The 15,631-nt window shown below is 60.3% G+C and carries 16 protein-coding genes; 13 read left to right on the forward strand and 3 right to left on the reverse strand.

The window, feature by feature from the left end:
* Positions 1-310 precede the first annotated feature (310 nt).
* The 3 genes from P3S72_RS14065 to P3S72_RS14075 all read left to right on the forward strand — a co-directional run bounded on the left by P3S72_RS14065 (position 311) and on the right by P3S72_RS14075 (position 1,469).
* Positions 311-640, forward strand: a complete 330-nt coding sequence (locus P3S72_RS14065) for a hypothetical protein (RefSeq protein WP_124362714.1) — start codon at positions 311-313, stop codon at positions 638-640.
* Positions 641-736: 96 nt separating this feature from the next.
* Entirely contained in the window at positions 737-1,183 is a 447-nt protein-coding gene (locus tag P3S72_RS14070; RefSeq protein WP_276197795.1) for a GNAT family N-acetyltransferase, read from the forward strand.
* Position 1,184: 1 nt separating this feature from the next.
* Complete coding sequence (locus P3S72_RS14075; protein WP_276197796.1) at positions 1,185-1,469, forward strand: hypothetical protein; 285 nt, start codon at positions 1,185-1,187, stop codon at positions 1,467-1,469.
* A gap of 554 nt (positions 1,470-2,023) precedes the next feature.
* Here the strand turns inward: P3S72_RS14075 and P3S72_RS14080 are convergent.
* Positions 2,024-2,395 (reverse strand): NUDIX domain-containing protein, encoded by a 372-nt coding sequence (locus tag P3S72_RS14080; RefSeq protein ID WP_276197797.1) that lies wholly within the window; start codon positions 2,393-2,395, stop codon positions 2,024-2,026.
* A 127-nt stretch (positions 2,396-2,522) separates the two neighbouring features.
* Between P3S72_RS14080 and P3S72_RS14085 the strand changes: the two genes are divergently transcribed.
* The 3 genes from P3S72_RS14085 to glsB all read left to right on the forward strand — a co-directional run bounded on the left by P3S72_RS14085 (position 2,523) and on the right by glsB (position 5,295).
* Positions 2,523-3,503 (forward strand): Gfo/Idh/MocA family oxidoreductase, encoded by a 981-nt coding sequence (locus P3S72_RS14085; RefSeq protein ID WP_276197798.1) that lies wholly within the window; start codon positions 2,523-2,525, stop codon positions 3,501-3,503.
* A 90-nt stretch (positions 3,504-3,593) separates the two neighbouring features.
* Positions 3,594-4,235 (forward strand): ribonuclease T2, encoded by a 642-nt coding sequence (locus P3S72_RS14090; RefSeq protein ID WP_276197799.1) that lies wholly within the window; start codon positions 3,594-3,596, stop codon positions 4,233-4,235.
* Between the two features lie 151 nt (positions 4,236-4,386).
* Entirely contained in the window at positions 4,387-5,295 is a 909-nt protein-coding gene (gene glsB, locus P3S72_RS14095) for a glutaminase B (protein WP_276197800.1), read from the forward strand.
* Between the two features lie 644 nt (positions 5,296-5,939).
* On the opposite strand, the gene P3S72_RS14100 is transcribed toward glsB, so the two are convergent.
* Together P3S72_RS14100 and P3S72_RS14105 are read right to left on the reverse strand one after the other, a co-directional pair.
* Positions 5,940-7,184, reverse strand: a complete 1,245-nt coding sequence (locus tag P3S72_RS14100; RefSeq protein WP_247402344.1) for a saccharopine dehydrogenase family protein — start codon at positions 7,182-7,184, stop codon at positions 5,940-5,942.
* Between the two features lie 28 nt (positions 7,185-7,212).
* Entirely contained in the window at positions 7,213-8,310 is a 1,098-nt protein-coding gene (locus P3S72_RS14105) for a carboxynorspermidine decarboxylase (protein ID WP_276197801.1), read from the reverse strand.
* 356 nt (positions 8,311-8,666) lie between these two features.
* On the opposite strand from P3S72_RS14105, the gene P3S72_RS14110 reads away from it, so the two are divergent.
* From P3S72_RS14110 to P3S72_RS14140, 7 genes are all read left to right on the forward strand, one after another.
* Positions 8,667-9,686: a LacI family DNA-binding transcriptional regulator gene (locus tag P3S72_RS14110; RefSeq protein WP_276197802.1), complete on the forward strand. Its 1,020-nt coding sequence runs from the start codon at positions 8,667-8,669 to the stop codon at positions 9,684-9,686.
* Positions 9,670-10,674: an ABC transporter substrate-binding protein gene (locus P3S72_RS14115; protein WP_276197803.1), complete on the forward strand. Its 1,005-nt coding sequence runs from the start codon at positions 9,670-9,672 to the stop codon at positions 10,672-10,674. Before P3S72_RS14110 ends, P3S72_RS14115 begins: the two co-directional genes overlap by 17 nt.
* Positions 10,675-11,493: an ABC transporter permease gene (locus P3S72_RS14120; RefSeq protein ID WP_276197804.1), complete on the forward strand. Its 819-nt coding sequence runs from the start codon at positions 10,675-10,677 to the stop codon at positions 11,491-11,493.
* Positions 11,490-12,284: an ABC transporter permease subunit gene (locus P3S72_RS14125; RefSeq protein WP_276197805.1), complete on the forward strand. Its 795-nt coding sequence runs from the start codon at positions 11,490-11,492 to the stop codon at positions 12,282-12,284. The genes P3S72_RS14120 and P3S72_RS14125 overlap by 4 nt, the downstream gene beginning before the upstream one ends.
* Complete coding sequence (locus P3S72_RS14130) at positions 12,281-13,312, forward strand: ABC transporter ATP-binding protein (protein ID WP_276197806.1); 1,032 nt, start codon at positions 12,281-12,283, stop codon at positions 13,310-13,312. The genes P3S72_RS14125 and P3S72_RS14130 overlap by 4 nt, the downstream gene beginning before the upstream one ends.
* A gap of 10 nt (positions 13,313-13,322) precedes the next feature.
* Positions 13,323-14,156: a phosphodiesterase gene (locus tag P3S72_RS14135; RefSeq protein ID WP_276197807.1), complete on the forward strand. Its 834-nt coding sequence runs from the start codon at positions 13,323-13,325 to the stop codon at positions 14,154-14,156.
* Positions 14,157-14,297: 141 nt separating this feature from the next.
* The gene (locus tag P3S72_RS14140) at positions 14,298-15,617 is read left to right on the forward strand and encodes an OprD family porin (RefSeq protein ID WP_276197808.1); all 1,320 of its coding nucleotides are present in this window, start codon (positions 14,298-14,300) and stop codon (positions 15,615-15,617) included.
* The last annotated feature ends 14 nt before the right edge of the window (positions 15,618-15,631 follow it).

Below are 15,631 nucleotides of genomic sequence, written 5' to 3' on the forward strand. Positions count from 1 at the left end.
TGGGAGGCGTTAGTCATCCGTGACGTCTCGGCAAAGGGAAAGGCGTCGGAGTTTGCTGCGGAAAAAAGGCGCTGGACGAACGGCTGGAAAAATCAGAACGGGCTGACACTGCCTGGGGAAAAAACGTATGAAACGACTTGAAAGGGCACTCCAAAAAGTCGATCCGACCGATTGTGATATCGATATAGCAACCGCCATTTCCGACGAAGGCACCCACTCATGCAGTGCGATAAGGCAATTTAGTGGCCCCTTTGTAACAAAATCCTCGCCAGAATCGCTTTTATTTTCAGGTGGTTAGGTGAGGACGCAAATGCGCACTGTTGGAATCATGCTGATCGCCTGTTCCCTGGCCGGCGGCGCAGCTGCCGCGCAGGCACGGGAGCTGCGCGAGGGTGACAAGTACATGTGCAGTTGGGGCGCGGGCACGGCTGCCAGGGCTCAGGAACTCAAGCTCTCGGGCGTCTCACTGTATGCCGCGCGGCAGAAGATCCAGACCATCAAGTTCAATAAATCATGGATGCGCATGATGGCCATGGGCATCACCGAACAGACCTATGACAGCCGTTCACGGCTCAAGCCCGAGGCAATTCGCCAGAGTTTTTATCAGGATTGCGTGCGCTACAAAGTGGCGCGTAAATAAGGAGCTTCTTGCTGTTCGGCTGCGCGCTTTACAAATCCACGACAATCTCTGTGTTTCAATTTGCATACAATTGCGCCCTGCATTTAGGAGGCAGGTATGCAAATACATATTCGCGTCGCGACGCAGGATGATGTCGATACGCTTTTCGCCATTCGCACTTTGGTGGTGCAGAACTACCTCAGCCGAGAACAGATGGCCGATCTCGGCATCACACCTCAGGTGTTGGCCGACCGCATCCAAGAAGCGGATTGCGCATGGATCGCCCAAGTGGGCGGCCAGCCCGTTGCCTTTTCCATGGTTGACCTGGCCGAGGGCGAAGTGTTTGCGATGTTCGTGTTGCAGACACACGAGAACCTCGGCCTTGGGCGAAAATTGATGGCAGTCGCTGAGGCTGCGCTCTTTGAACTGCACGACACGCTGTTCCTGATCACCGACGGGCGCGATGAAGTCCGGGCCAATGGGTTTTACCGACGGTTGGGCTGGTCGGTGGTGGCCACTGCGGAAGGTGACGACGTTCGCTACGAAAAGAGTAGGAAACGCTAAGGTGACGAACCCTTCAGAGCCCCGGTCGCCCGACAGCTTGCGCTACTTCGCGGTTGCGGTGCTGTGTATTGCGGTGTTGTTGGGGAGCTATTTCGTGCACTTCAATACCGAAGTCGACCGCCAGCGTGAAGAGGCCACCGAGCACCTGGCCCTCTGCAGGCAAGTGGAACGCGTGGCCAGTGCGGCGTCGTCAAACAGGATTGAACTTGGCGAGACGTGCAACCAGTTGAGAGGACAGTCGATGAAAAATCTTATACAGCGATCGATTGATAACCCTTCTTTATAAAGGGAGATAGTGCTCGCAAGTCACTCCGGTAGTTGCACCAAAAAGTGGCGTTTATATACCCGTCCACCTTAATAAATGTGTGGTTATTGAATGACTTACAGCGACTTCAGTCCGACGAAAGGATTAAAACCATCTTGTTACAGGTTTAGGCAATCGGTATTATAGCGGCGCGTTCACCTCCCACGGTTTATGCATTTTTAAATCCCAAGTTTCCATCAGCTACTTGGGATTTTTTTGCCTGGGATTTCTCGTCGGCATCAAACTTTAATCTCGGCAAACTCCGCGCGAATCCGTCTATTGTGTTTGGCCTGGTACCGGAATTGGTCGCAGCCCCTTCATGGAGTCGAATGTTTCAAAATGCCACGAAGACAGTGCTCAAAGAAGCCCAATATCCTGTTGGGTAGAGTTAAAGGTAAATGTGAGCCGTTGGCCAATCATCAACGCGCATGTTCACGGGGCGAGCGGTGGCGCACAGCCGCTGGCACGTTCGTCAAATCCTTTGTCGAACGGCAGTCAGCGAATGGTCTGGTCAAGCGAGCGGGCAGAGTGCGGAACTACAGGCGCCGCAGAAAGGATTTGACGATGTGCCGCGTGGTGTCGGTGGTGTCGGTGGTGTCCAGCTCGTCCAGGGCACCGTAGGCGTGCCACCGGCAAGCGGTGATCTCGTTGCATGGCCGCGCTTGCGCGATGTTCACGACCGACGCCTCGAACACATGGTGCAGCGTGTCGCGCGCCTTCAATTCCTGCAGGTACAGCAGCCCGTCGACGTTCAACCCGGTTTCTTCTTCCAACTCCCTCTCGGCGGCGCCCACCGGGCGCTCGTCGCGTTCGACCTTGCCGCCCGGCAGCGCCCATTTCGATCTGGCCTTGCGCACGAAGAGGATGTGCCCCTCGTGTTCGCAAATCACCGTTGCGCGTATTTTCATCGTCTGTGCCCCCGCAGAGAGATATTTGTCATAAAAGTGTAATGCAAATGTCATGCTGGGTGGTGGTAGCGCACCTGCGTGATGATGTGGATACTGGTCGATTGACGACAACGCACGAGGCAAATAGATGAAAACCGTACGTTGGGGCATGATCGGTTGTGGCAGTGTCACTGAGTTAAAGAGTGGACCTGCTTTCTACAAAGCGCCAGGTTCGGCTCTGGTGGCAGTGATGGGGCGCCGCGAAGAGGTAGTGCGCGATTATGCGGCACGCCACGGCATTGCCCGTTTCTATACCGACGCTCAGGCACTGATTAACGACCCTGAAGTGGACGCGGTGTACATCGCCACACCGCCCGACAGCCACCTTGAATACAGCCTGATGGTCGCCGCTGCCGGCAAGCACTGTTGCGTCGAGAAACCCATGGCACTGAATGCCGAGCAGGGCGCATTGATGCAGCGCACCTTCGAACGTGCTGGTTTGCACTTGTTTGTGTCCTACTACCGCCGCTCGCTGCCGCGTTTCCTGCAAGTGCGCGACTGGCTGCGCGACGGGCGTATCGGCCAACTGCGGCACCTGACCTGGTCCCTGTGCAAGCCGCCGGCCGACGACGACACCAGCGCCGCCAATTGGCGCACCGACCCGGCCATTGCCGGTGGCGGCTATTTTGCCGACCTGGCCAGCCACGGTTTTGATCTGTTCCAGTACCTGGCCGGGGACATTGTCGAGGTTGCCGGGTTTTCCGCGCGACAGTCCGGGCAGTATACGGCGGAAGACGCGGTGACCGCCTGCTGGACCTTCAGCTCCGGCGCGCTGGGCATGGGTTGCTGGAACTTTGTCGCGGACCGCCGTGAAGATCGCGTCGAGCTGATCGGCACGCAGGGTCGTATCACGTTTGCGGTGTTCGACGACCAACCCTTGCGGCTTGAAGGGAAAGTCGACGAAGTGCTGGAGGTGCCTTGCCACACGCATATCCAGTGGCACCATGTGTTGGGCATGAATGCGCATATTCGCGGCGACGCCGAGCATCCTGCGCTGGCGATCGAGGCGTTGAAGACCGATCGGATTCTGGACAAGGTGCTGCAACGCAATCCCTACCATCCTGAGTAGTTTTCTTTGGCGACGTGTTGCATTCACGACTTTCGCCGGGCGTTGGCCTGCGCTAACAATGCGGGCTTATTTTTTTCAAGGAACAGACGGATGAAATACAAGGCAGCCTGGCTGGCCGTGGGGTGGGTACTGGCAAGTGTGGCGACGCAGGCGGCGCCACGGGAGCAGCGGCCGACGGGGGACTTTGATTTTTATGTGCTGTCGCTGTCCTGGTCGCCGACGTTCTGCCTGGCGCACCCGAACAACGAGCAATGCAGCGGCAAAGGCTACGGGTTTGTATTGCATGGGCTATGGCCGCAATACGCGCAGGGTGGCTGGCCCGCGTCGTGCGATGCGCAGTCGCGGCTGTCGGCAGATGAGCTGGCCAAAGGCGCGTTGGTGTTCCCGACGCAGGCATTGCTCAAGCATGAATGGTCCAAACATGGCACCTGTAGCGGTCTGGGCGCCTCGCGCTACCTGGAAGCCACTGATGCGGCCTTGGCCACGGTGCAGATCCCGCAGCAATTGCAGCCGTTCAACGTGCCAGGCTACCTGGAGGCGCGGGAGATTGAGGCGCTGTTTCGCGAGAGTAACCCGGCCATGGGCAACCATGGCGTGGCGGTGATCTGCAAGGGCAAGGTGTTGTCCGAAGTGCGGGTGTGCCTGAGCAAGGAACTGCATTTTGCCGGCTGCCCCAAGAGTGTGAAAACCCAGTGCCGGGGCGGGGATATCCGGATTCCGGTTCAGCGCTGATCAAGCGGTTGCAGCGAGTGCAATGCAATGTCCGCAGTGGCAGCGGTTGACGCCGCCCCCCGTCATCGCCGCCAGTGGGACTACCGCGCACATTGAAGTATCCTGCGCGCCCCGCTTACCACTGATTCAAAGAACGATGACAGGACAAGACATGCAGGCGCTGTTGGAGTCGATTCTCGACGAAGTTCGTCCACTGATCGGTCTCGGCAACGTTGCCGACTACATCCCCGCGCTGGCCGACGTACCCGCTGATCAACTGGGGATCGCTGTGTACGGCAATGACGGCACGGCCTACTGCGCCGGGGATGCCGATACCCTGTTCTCGGTGCAGAGCATTTCCAAGGTATTCAGCCTGGTGCAAGCCATCGATCACGGCGGCGAAACCATCTGGGAGCGCCTGGGCCACGAGCCCTCGGGCCAGCCGTTCAACTCGCTGGTGCAGCTAGAGTTCGAGCGTGGCCGCCCACGCAACCCCTTTATCAATGCCGGCGCGCTGGTGATCTGCGATATCAACCAGTCACGCTTTGCCGTGCCGATTCTGTCGATGCGCGACTTTGTGCGGCGCCTGTCGGGCAACCCGCAGATCCTGGTCAACAGCGTCGTCGCCGAGTCGGAAGCGCAACACGGCGCACGCAATGCGGCCATGGCCTACCTGATGAAGTCGTTCGGCAACTTCCATAACGACGTCGACGCGGTGCTGCACAGTTACTTCAATTACTGTGCGCTACAAATGAGTTGCCTGGATTTGTCCAAGGCGTTCAGCTTCCTGGCCAACGAGGGGGTAAGTGCCCACAGCGGCGAGCAGATACTGACCGCGCGCCAGACCAAACAGGTCAACTCGATCATGGCCACTAGCGGGCTGTATGACGAAGCGGGAAATTTCGCCTATCGCGTGGGCTTGCCGGGCAAGAGCGGGGTCGGCGGCGGCATTGTCGCGGTGGTGCCGGGGCAGTTCACGGTGTGCGTGTGGTCGCCGGAGTTGAACGCGGCGGGGAACTCGCTGGCGGGGATCAAGGCGTTGGAGTTGTTGAGTGAGCGGATTGGCTGGTCGGTGTTTTGAGATCGTTCCCGTGTATGCAGGAACGATTTTAAGACGCATCACGCGGCTGGGAGCGACACCCTGAAACCGTCGTGGAGCATCACGGACCCAAATGTGGGAGGGGGCTTGCTCCCGATTGCGGTGGTGAAGTCATGCATGTATTGACTGACACACTGCTATCGGGGGCAAGCCCCCTCCCACATTTGGAGCTCCGTGGATCAGATAGCGCTCATTCTGCTCTTGCTCTTGGGCGCGGCCTTATAGCCGACCTGATCCTGGAAGCCGAACGCGGTCAAGAGTGTGGGAGGGGGCTTGCTCCCGATTGCGGTGGTGAAGTCATGCATGTATTGACTGACACACTGCTATCGGGGGCAAGCCCCCTCCCACATTTGGAGCTCCGTGGATCAGATAGCGCTCATTCTGCTCTTGCTCTTGGGCGCGGCCTTATAGCCGACCTGATCCTGGAAGCCGAACGCGGTCAAGAGTGTGGGAGGGGGTTTGCTCCCGATTGCAGTGTGTCAGCCAGCCTATTCGGTACTGACATAGCGCAATCGGGAACAAGCTCCCTCCCACATTTGGATCTGCAGTGGTTTGGAGAGTCCCATACAGCTAAACAAAAAATGCGCCCCTGAGGGCGCATTTTTTTGTTCAGTCAGCCATCGCCGTCAGGCAATCGCATCCCAAGCCCGATCACCGTGCTCGTCTTTGATCCGAGTCGGCAAGCCCATCACGTCCAGCGCCTTGAGGAACGGCTCAGCCGGCAGCTCCTCAACGTTGGCCATGTGTTTCACATCCCACTCGCCACGTGCAACCAGCAGCGCAGCGGCGACGGGTGGCACGCCTGCGGTGTAGGAAATGCCCTGGCTTTCAGTTTCCGCAAAGGCTGCTTCATGGCACGCCACGTTGTAGATGAACATCTCGCGTGGCTGGCCATCCTTGGTGCCTTTGACCAGGTCGCCGATGCAGGTCTTGCCGGTGTAGCCGGGGGCGAGCGAAGACGGGTCGGGCAGCACGGCCTTGACCACTTTCAACGGCACCACTTGCAGGCCTTCGGCGGTGGTGACCGGCTTTTCGGAGAGCAGGCCGAGGCTGTTCAGCACGGTGAACACGTTGATGTAGTGTTCGCCGAAGCTCATCCAGAAGCGCACGTTGGGCACGTCGAGGTTTTTCGACAGCGAGTGGACTTCATCGTGGCCGGTCAGGTACAGGTTCTGCGAACCGACCACCGGCAAGTCGTCGGTGCGTTTGACTTCGAACATGGTGTTGCTGGTCCACTGGCTGTTCTGCCAGCTCCACACCTGTCCGGTGAATTCGCGGAAGTTGATTTCCGGGTCGAAATTGGTGGCGAAGTATTTGCCATGGGAGCCGGCATTGACGTCGAGAATGTCGATCGAATCAATGCGGTCGAAATGCTCTTGCTGCGCCAGCGCGGCATACGCGTTGACGACACCCGGGTCGAAGCCCACGCCAAGAATGGCGGTGATGTTCTTCTGTTTGCACTCTTCCAGGTGGTTCCATTCGTAGTTGCCGTACCACGGCGGGGTCTCGCAGACCTTGCCCGGCTCTTCGTGGATGGCGGTGTCGAGGTAAGCCACGCCGGTATCGATGCAGGCACGCAGCACCGACATGTTGAGGAACGCGGAGCCAACGTTGATGACGATCTGCGATTGTGTCTCGCGGATCAGTGCCTTGGTCGCTTCCACGTCCAGGGCGTTCAGCGCAAAGGCTTGGATGTCGGCGGGTACTTTGAGGCTACCCTTGGCCTTGACGCTGTCGATGATGGCCTGGCATTTGGAGATGTTGCGCGACGCGATAGCAATACGACCGAGTTCGTCGTTGTGCTGCGCGCACTTGTGGGCCACCACCTTGGCGACACCTCCTGCACCAATGATAAGAACGTTCTTTTTCAATTGCTTTATCTCTCCTTTATCCGCCAGCTTACGAAAGGCTGGACAGGTAGTCGTCGTAACCAAATTCACGAACCACTTCGACTGTACCGTCGAGTTGTTTCACTACGATGGACGGCATTTTCAGGCCGTTGAACCAGTTTTTCTTGACCATGGTGTAGCCCGCGGTGTCGATGAACGACAGCCGATCGCCGATGGCCAACGGACGATCAAATTGATACTCGCCGAAAATGTCCCCGGCCAGGCAGGATTTGCCGCATACCATGTAGGTGTGTTCACCCGCGCTCGGCGCCAGCTTGGCGTTGAGGCGGTAGATCAGCAGGTCCAGCAGGTGGGCTTCGATGGAACTGTCGACCACGGCCAGGTGTTTGCCGTTGTAGAGGGTGTCGAGCACGGTGACTTCCAGCGAGGCGCTGTTGGTGATCGCGGCTTCGCCGGGTTCCAGGTACACCTGCACGTCGTACTTCTGCGAGAAGGCTTTCAAGCGTGCGCAGAACGCGTCCAGCGCATAGCCTTCGCCGGTGAAGTGGATGCCGCCGCCGAGACTGACCCAATTGACCTTGTGCAGCAGCGCACCGAAGCGCTCTTCGATGGTACACAGCATCTCGTCGAACAGGCTGAAGTCGTCGTTTTCGCAGTTGTTGTGGAACATGAAGCCGGAGATCTGCTCGATCACGCCTTCGATTTTCACCGGGTCCCATTCGCCCAGACGGCTGAACGGGCGCGCCGGGTCGGCCAGCAGGTAGTCGGAGCTGCTCACCTGCGGGTTGACGCGCAGGCCGCGGGTCTTGCCCTCGGAACGCTCGGCAAAGCGCTGCAGTTGGCTGATGGAGTTGAAGATGATCTTGTCGCAGTTATCCAGCATCTCTTCGATTTCGTCGTCGGCCCAGGCCACGCTGTAGGCGTGCGCCTCGCCTTCGAATTTCTGGCGACCGAGCTTCAATTCATACAGCGACGACGACGTGGTGCCGTCCATGTATTGCTGCATCAAGTCAAACACCGACCAGGTGGCAAAGCACTTGAGCGCCAGCAACGCCTTGGCGCCGGACTGTTCGCGCACGTAGGCAATCTTCTGCATGTTGACCAGAAGTTTCTGTTTATCGATGAGGTAGTACGGCGTTTTGATCATTTTTGAGAGCCTACGGCGGTGCCTGCCAAAAAAGGACACGCATTGTGCCCGCACTTGGCGCAGATCGGAAGGTTAGCGGGCGGATTTTGCGCGTCGGGTTTCCAAGCATAGTCCCGGAATATGACTATTCCAACGGCATACACCGGCCCAATGTGGGAGGGGGCTTGCTCCCGATGGCGGTGGATCAGCTGGCCTATCGGGTGTCTGACACAACGCTATCGGGGGCAAGCCCCCTCCCACATTGGGATCGCGGTGTATCCAGGGCGCTGACACCAAACCGTCATCTGCCCTCCACGTTCCTGCCACATTGCGCCGTTACTGTCGTCGCCAATGAGATCGATCTCAAGCGAGTGACAATGACTGACTTGAAAGACGTTGCACGGCTGGCCGGGGTATCCCGCGCGACCGCTGCCCGCACCTTTGCCTCTCCCGACCAGGTGCGCCCGGCGACGCGTGAACAGGTGTTCGCCGCTGCCCGCGAGCTGGGTTTTCGGCCTAACTTGCTCGGCCGCCAGTTGCGGCTGCAAACCACCAACCTGATCGGCGTGGTGGTGCCCAATTTGCTCAACCCCGTCTTCGCCGAGCAATTGCAGGCCATGGAGCGTGCGGCCCGTTTGCGCGGCTACAGCCTGTTGCTGGCAACCACCGACTACAGCAGCGAGCGCGAAAGCATTGTGGTGGAAGAGTTGCTGCGCCAGCGCGTCGACGGCCTGGTGCTGACGGTAACGGATGCCGAAAGCAACAGCGTGCTGCACAGCCTGTCCAGCGAGCAGACGCCGTTTGTGCTGGCCTACCACCAACCCAGCAACCCCGACTACAGCGCCGTGTCCGTCGACAACCGCGCCGGTATGGCCCTGGCTACGCGCTATTTGCTGGAAGCGGGGCACCGGCGCATCAGCATGGTCGCCGGCCCCGCGTTGCAGTCCGACCGCGCACGTCTGCGTTACGCCGGTTATTGCGATGGGATGAAAGAACATGGCCTCCAAGCTCGCCCGGTGATCGAAATGCCGGCCCACACTCAGGCTGAATTCGCCGCCATCGCACCGTTTCTCAAAGGCCCGGATGCGCCGACCGCGCTGGTGTGCTCCAACGACTTCCTGGCGATCAGCCTGATCGCCGAGCTGCGCCGCAACGCCTGGAACGTACCCGAGCAACTGTCAGTGATGGGCTTCGATGGCATCGCCCTCGGCACCCAGATGCACCCGACGTTGTGCAGCGTGGTGCAGCCCATCGCGTTGCTCGCCAGCACCGTGATTGACCAGTTGCTGGCGCAGATCGCCGGCAACGTCCCGATTTCCCATTGCCTGCCTTGCCATATCCGGCTGGGTGAAAGCACTCAACCCCATGAGGAGACCCTCGATGCGCGTATTCAGTAAAACCCTGGCAGCCGTGCTGCTGTGCGGTATGGCCAGCCTAGCCCAGGCCGCCGACACGGCGATTTGCTACAACTGCCCGCCGGACTGGGCCGATTGGGGCACCCAGCTCAAGGCCATCGCTTCCAGCACCGGCGTGCAGGTGCCGCTGGACAACAAGAACTCCGGCCAGTCCCTGGCGCAGTTGGTGGCGGAGAAAGCCGCTCCGGTGGCCGACGTGGTGTATTACGGCGTGACCTTCGGCCTGCAGGCGCAAAAGGCCGGCGTGGTCGATGGCTACAAACCCAAGGGTTGGGAGCAGATTCCCGTCGGTTTGAAAGACCCGTCCGGCCAATGGTTCGCCATCCACTCCGGCACCCTGGGCATTATGGTCAATGTCGATGCCCTGGGTGGCTTGCCGGTGCCGCAAAGCTGGGCCGACCTGCTCAAGCCTGAATACAAAGGCATGGTCGGCTACCTGGACCCGTCCAGCGCGTTTGTCGGCTACGTGTCGGCGGTGGCGATCAACCGCGCCCTGGGCGGCGACCTGGACAACTTTGCCCCGGCCATCAACTACTTCCAGGCACTGGCGAAAAACGCCCCGATCGTGCCCAAGCAAACCGCCTATGCACGGGTGTTGTCCGGTGAGTTGCCAATCCTGGTGGACTACGACTTCAACGCCTACCGCGCACGCTACAAAGACAACGCCAACGTCGCGTTCGTGATTCCCAAGGAAGGCAGCATCAGCGTGCCCTACGTGATGAGCCTGGTGGCCAACGCGCCGCACCGCGCCAATGGCGAAAAAGTCCTCGATTTCGTCCTGTCCGATGCAGGCCAGGCGCTATGGGCGAAGGCATACCTGCGCCCGATACGCCCGGTGCAGATGCCGGCCGAGGTTGCCGCGCAGTTCCTGCCCGACAGCGATTACGCCCGCGCCGGTGTGGTGGACTACCAGAAAATGGCCGCCGTGCAGGAAGCCTTTGCCGCTCGTTACCTGAACGAGGTCAAGTAAGTGGCCGCATCGGCAAGACACGCCGCCTGGGCCCTGGCCCCGGCCTTTGCGGTGCTGCTCGCGTTCTGGCTGTTGCCGCTGGCGCACTTGATGGTGCTCGGCGCCGAGAGCCGCGACAGCAACGGCAGCGGTTACTGGCAGGTACTCAGCAGCGCGCAGTATCTAGGCAGCCTGGCGCAAACCTGTGCGCTGGCGATGTTCGTCACGCTTGTGGCGTTACTGATCGGCGGCATCAGCGCTGTATTCCTGGCGCGCCAGCATTTCTTCGGGCGCTCGGCGCTGGTTGCGTTGCTGACGTTTCCGTTGGCATTCCCGGGTGTTGTGGTGGGCTTTCTGGTGATCCTGTTGGCCGGGCGCCAGGGCTTGCTGGCGTCCCTGGGCCTGCAGTTGGTCGGTGAGCGCTGGATCTTCGCTTACTCGCTGGCCGGGTTGTTTGTCGGCTATCTGTACTTCTCGATCCCACGGGTGATCCTCACGGTGATGGCCGCGTGCGAAAGCCTTGACCGCAGCCTGGAAGAAGCCGCGCACTCGCTGGGAGCAGGGCATTGGCGCGTGGTGTGCGATGTGATCGTGCCGGGCCTGGCACCGGCGTTGGCGTCCTGCGGGGCGATTTGCTTTGCCACGTCCATGGGCGCCTTCGGTACGGCGTTCACCTTGGGCACGCGGCTGAACGTGACCCCGGTGGCCATCTACAACGTGTTCACCAACTACGCCAACTTTGCCGTCGCCGCGGCGCTCTCTGTGGTGTTGGGCGCGCTGACCTGGGTGGTGTTGCTGCTCACCCGGCGCTGGGTGAAAAACGCGGGGACCGTCCTGTGAAGCGCTCATCGCTGTTCGTGATGCAACTGCTGTTTACCCTGTTGGTGTGCGCCTTCATGTTGGTGCCGGTGTTGATGTCGTTGCTGGCCGGGCTCACGCGCAATTTCTTTGTGGGCCTGTCCAGTGGCTTGACCTTCGATTGGTTGATCCAGGTCTGGCAGGCCTATTCGCCGACGGTGTGGTTGTCGCTGCAACTGGCCCTGGCCTGCGCGGTGTGCGTCTGCGTGATCGGCGTGCCGGCGGCCTACGCGCTGGTGTGCATGAACAATCGCTTCAGTCGCGCTTTCGAGGAACTGATGGTGCTGCCGGTGGCGATGCCGGGGCTGGCCAGCGCGCTGGCCTTACTGTTGACCTACGGCCAGTTCGGCGCGTTTCGCAGCAGTTGGCTGTTCATTTTGGTCGGCCATGTGCTGTTCACCTTGCCGTTTTTGGTGCGCCCGGTGATGGCGGTGATGCAGCGCCAGCACTTGCCGGTATTGGAGGAAGCGGCGGCCAGCCTGGGCGCAGGTCCCATCAAGCGCTTTTTCAGCGTGGTGGTGCCCAATTGCCGGGCGGGCATTCTCGCGGGTGTGCTGATGGTGGTCACCTTGTCGCTGGGTGAATTCAACCTGACCTGGATGCTGCATACGCCCATGACCAAGACCCTGCCCGTGGGCCTGGCCGACAGCTACGCCTCGGCGCGCCTGGAAATCGCCAGCGCCTACACCCTTATCTTTTTGCTGATGATCGTGCCGCTGCTGATTGCGTTGCAGGCCATCAGTGCTCGTTTGTCCCGTGGAGAGCGTCGATGACCGCTATCACTATCCGCCTGCAAGGTTGCCGCAAGGCGTTCGCCGACGGCACCGTGGCCGTGCATGACTTGGACCTGACCGTCGAAGGCGGCGAAACCCTCGCCATTCTCGGCCCGTCCGGTTGCGGCAAAACCACCACGTTACGCCTGATCGCCGGCCTGGAACGCCCGGATGTGGGCCAGGTGTTCTTCGGCGACCAGGCTGTCACGCGTCTGCCCATCGAGCGCCGTGATGTGGGCATGGTGTTCCAGAACTATGCGCTGTTTCCCAACCTGGATGTGGCCGGGAATATCGTCTATGGCCTGAAGATTCGCGGCATGTCGCCAGCGGAGCGCAACAAGCGCTGTGAGGAACTGCTGGAGCTGGTGGGTTTGCAACACCATGGCAAGCGCAGCATCCACGAGCTCTCGGGTGGCCAACGCCAGCGCGTGGCCTTGGCCCGTGCGCTGGCGCCGCGCCCCAAGGTGCTGTTGCTGGACGAACCCCTGGCCGCCCTCGATGCGCAATTGCGTGAGCGCCTGCGCAGTGAGTTGAATCAACTGCTGCGCGGCCTCGGTATCACCTCGGTGTTTGTCACCCACGACCAGGGTGAAGCCATGGCCCTGGGTGATCGCATCCTGGTGATGGAGCACGGCCGCGTCGCGCAACTGGCCAGCCCACGGGACATCTACCAGAAACCCGCCAACGCCTTCGTCGCAGGCTTTGTCGGCAACCTGAATGCCTTCCACGTCATTGAGCCGTCACCCCATGGTTTGAAAGTCTGCGGCGGCGAGTTGCCGTGGCATACAGCGCAGTTGCCCGGCACCGTGTACTGCCGCCCCGAACACTTGCGGGTGATGGAGCACGAAGGGCATCTGCACGGCCATCTGCTGGCGCAGTTTTTCCAAGGTGCGCAAAGCCGCCTGCTGGTGGATGTGGGCGGCCCGCAACCGTTGTTGGTCGACAGCAACGACCACCAGCTATACGCCGTCGGCGCGCCGATTGCCTTGGCCATTGCGCCGCACATGTTGTTCACCCTGAATGCGTGAGAGTTGCCTTTTGAACCGTCCGTTTCTTGTTGCGCAGATCAGCGATCTGCACCTTAAAGCTGGTCAGCGCCTGACTTATGGCGTGGTCGACACGTTGGGTGCGCTGCGCCGCGCCGTCGACCATCTGAACGCCAGGCACCCACGGCCCGATATCGTGGTGATCAGCGGCGACCTGGTCGACTTCGGCCGTGCCGATGAATACGCCGTGCTGCACCCTGAACTGGCGCGCCTGCACATGCCTTGCTACCTGGTGCCCGGCAACCATGACGCGCGCGGGCCGTTGCTGGACGCGTTCGGCGATCACACCTACTTGCCGAGTTCGCCGGCGGGCCCGTTGGATTGGGTCGTCGACGCACACCCGCTGCGCTTGATCGGCCTCGACTCCACCATCCCCGGTGGTCATGGCGGCCAACTGCTGGGCAGCCAGTTGCAGTGGCTCGACGACCAGTTGGCACTCCGTCCGCAAGCGCCGACCGTGCTGATCCTGCATCACCCGCCGTTTATCAGCGGCATCGGCCATATGGACCGCGAACGCTTTATCAATGCCGCCGCCCTGGAAACCGTCGTGGCGCGCCACCCGCAAGTGGAACGGCTGCTGTGCGGGCATTTGCACCGGTCGATGCAGCGGCGTTTCGGCGGCAGTTTGAGCTGTGTATGCCCTGGCACGTCCCATCAGATCGTGCTGGATCTGCAAGACGCCGCGCCAGCGCATTTCAACCTGGAACCGGCGGGTTACTTGTTGCATCGCTGGGATGCGCAACAGGGGTTGGTCAGCCACAACGGCGTGTTCGGGGACTACCCGGGGCCGTATCCGTTTTATGACGCTCATGGATTGATTGACTGAGGTTTTACGGAGGTTCACTTCACCCAACCAAGTAACTGAACGTTAGTTAACGCAACGGCCAACTCCAGTGTGGCCGCGTGCTTCCTGCTGTCTATTTTTTTTAGCGCCCGGAACTTGGATTCCGCGCCGGAGTTCGTCCTGATGAAAGCTACTTTGAATGTATTAAGCCTATTGACCGGCAGCCTGGGCATCGCCCTGAGCCCCCTGGCTTCGGCCGACTTTTTGAGCGACAGCAAAGCCAACTTGAGTATGCGCAACTTCTACTTCAACAACGACAACCGCGACGGCACCGCCGCGCCGTCGAAGACTGAAGAGTGGGGCCAGGCGTTCATGCTCAATTACCAGTCGGGCTTTACCGACGGCACCGTCGGCTTTGGCCTGGACGCAGTCGGCATGCTCGGCATGACCCTCGACAGCGGTGCCGGCCGCCATGTCGGCAGTTCGATGATCCCCAGCGATGACGGCAAAGCCGTCGACAATTGGGCCCGTGGCGGCGCCACGGCCAAGGCGCGTTTCGCCAAGACCGAAGCGCGCTACGGCTACCTGCGCCCGAACCTGCCGATCCTGGTGAGCAACGATGGCCGCCTGTTGCCGCAATCGTTCGAAGGCGGGCAGCTCACCAGCAAAGACATCGACAACCTGACCCTGATCGGCGGCCAGCTTCAACACACCACCGGGCGCGGCTCCAGCGACCGCAGCGGCCTGGCAGCGGCGGGCGGCACCCAGGAAAGCAATAAATTCACCTACGCCGGTGCCGACTACCAGCTGACCAAGGACCTGATGGTCCAGTACTACTACGCCAACCTCGAAGACTATTACCAACAACACTTTGCCGGCTTGATTCACGTATTGCCGCTGGGCGACTACGGTTCGTTGAAAACCGACCTGCGTTACTTCAAGACCACCTCCGACGGTAAAAACAGCAGCGCCGCCGGACGCGCCGAAGGCTACAAGTTCAGCGGCTATACCAAAAATAGCAGCGGTGAAATCGACAACAACACCTGGAGTGCGGCCTTCATCTACTCCCTGGGGCCCCACGCGATTACCGCCGGTTACCAGCAAGTGTCCGATGACAGCAACTTTGCCCAGCTCAACCAGGGCGGCCTGGTGAACAAAGGGGAGGGGGGCTCCAGCCTGTACCTCTACACCGACCGGACGGTGCAAACCTTTATCCAGGCCGGCGAGCGCACGGCTTTTGCGCAGTACGCCTATGACTTCGCGGCGTTGGGCGTGCCGGGCTTGAAGGCGTCGATGATGTATTTGAAAGGCGACCATATCCTCACCGCCAGCGGGAATAACGCCAGCGAGTGGGAACGGGATATCTCGTTGGATTATGTGGTACAGAGCGGCACCTTCAAGGACGTCGGGTTTGGCTGGCGTAACGGTGTGTCGCGCAGTGAGGTCGCGCGGGACCAGGACCAGAATCGGGTGTTTGTGAGTTATTCGATTCCGTTGATGTAAGTGGCGGGGAGGAT

The sequence above is a fragment of the Pseudomonas sp. D3 genome (assembly GCF_029320995.1).
In the GTDB taxonomy this organism is placed as follows: Bacteria; Pseudomonadota; Gammaproteobacteria; order Pseudomonadales; family Pseudomonadaceae; genus Aquipseudomonas; species Aquipseudomonas paraveronii.

Bases quoted from the DNA above. Each gene is read 5' to 3' on its own strand.
- P3S72_RS14065 (WP_124362714.1), top strand. From the start codon at position 311: ATGCGCACTGTTGGAATCATGCTGATCGCCTGTTCCCTGGCCGGCGGC.
- P3S72_RS14070 (WP_276197795.1), top strand. From the start codon at position 737: ATGCAAATACATATTCGCGTCGCGACGCAGGATGATGTCGATACGCTT.
- P3S72_RS14080 (WP_276197797.1), bottom strand. From the start codon at position 2,395: ATGAAAATACGCGCAACGGTGATTTGCGAACACGAGGGGCACATCCTC.
- P3S72_RS14085 (WP_276197798.1), top strand. From the start codon at position 2,523: ATGAAAACCGTACGTTGGGGCATGATCGGTTGTGGCAGTGTCACTGAG.
- P3S72_RS14090 (WP_276197799.1), top strand. From the start codon at position 3,594: ATGAAATACAAGGCAGCCTGGCTGGCCGTGGGGTGGGTACTGGCAAGT.
- glsB (WP_276197800.1), top strand. From the start codon at position 4,387: ATGCAGGCGCTGTTGGAGTCGATTCTCGACGAAGTTCGTCCACTGATC.
- P3S72_RS14105 (WP_276197801.1), bottom strand. From the start codon at position 8,310: ATGATCAAAACGCCGTACTACCTCATCGATAAACAGAAACTTCTGGTC.
- P3S72_RS14110 (WP_276197802.1), top strand. From the start codon at position 8,667: ATGACTGACTTGAAAGACGTTGCACGGCTGGCCGGGGTATCCCGCGCG.
- P3S72_RS14115 (WP_276197803.1), top strand. From the start codon at position 9,670: ATGCGCGTATTCAGTAAAACCCTGGCAGCCGTGCTGCTGTGCGGTATG.
- P3S72_RS14130 (WP_276197806.1), top strand. From the start codon at position 12,281: ATGACCGCTATCACTATCCGCCTGCAAGGTTGCCGCAAGGCGTTCGCC.
- P3S72_RS14140 (WP_276197808.1), top strand. From the start codon at position 14,298: ATGAAAGCTACTTTGAATGTATTAAGCCTATTGACCGGCAGCCTGGGC.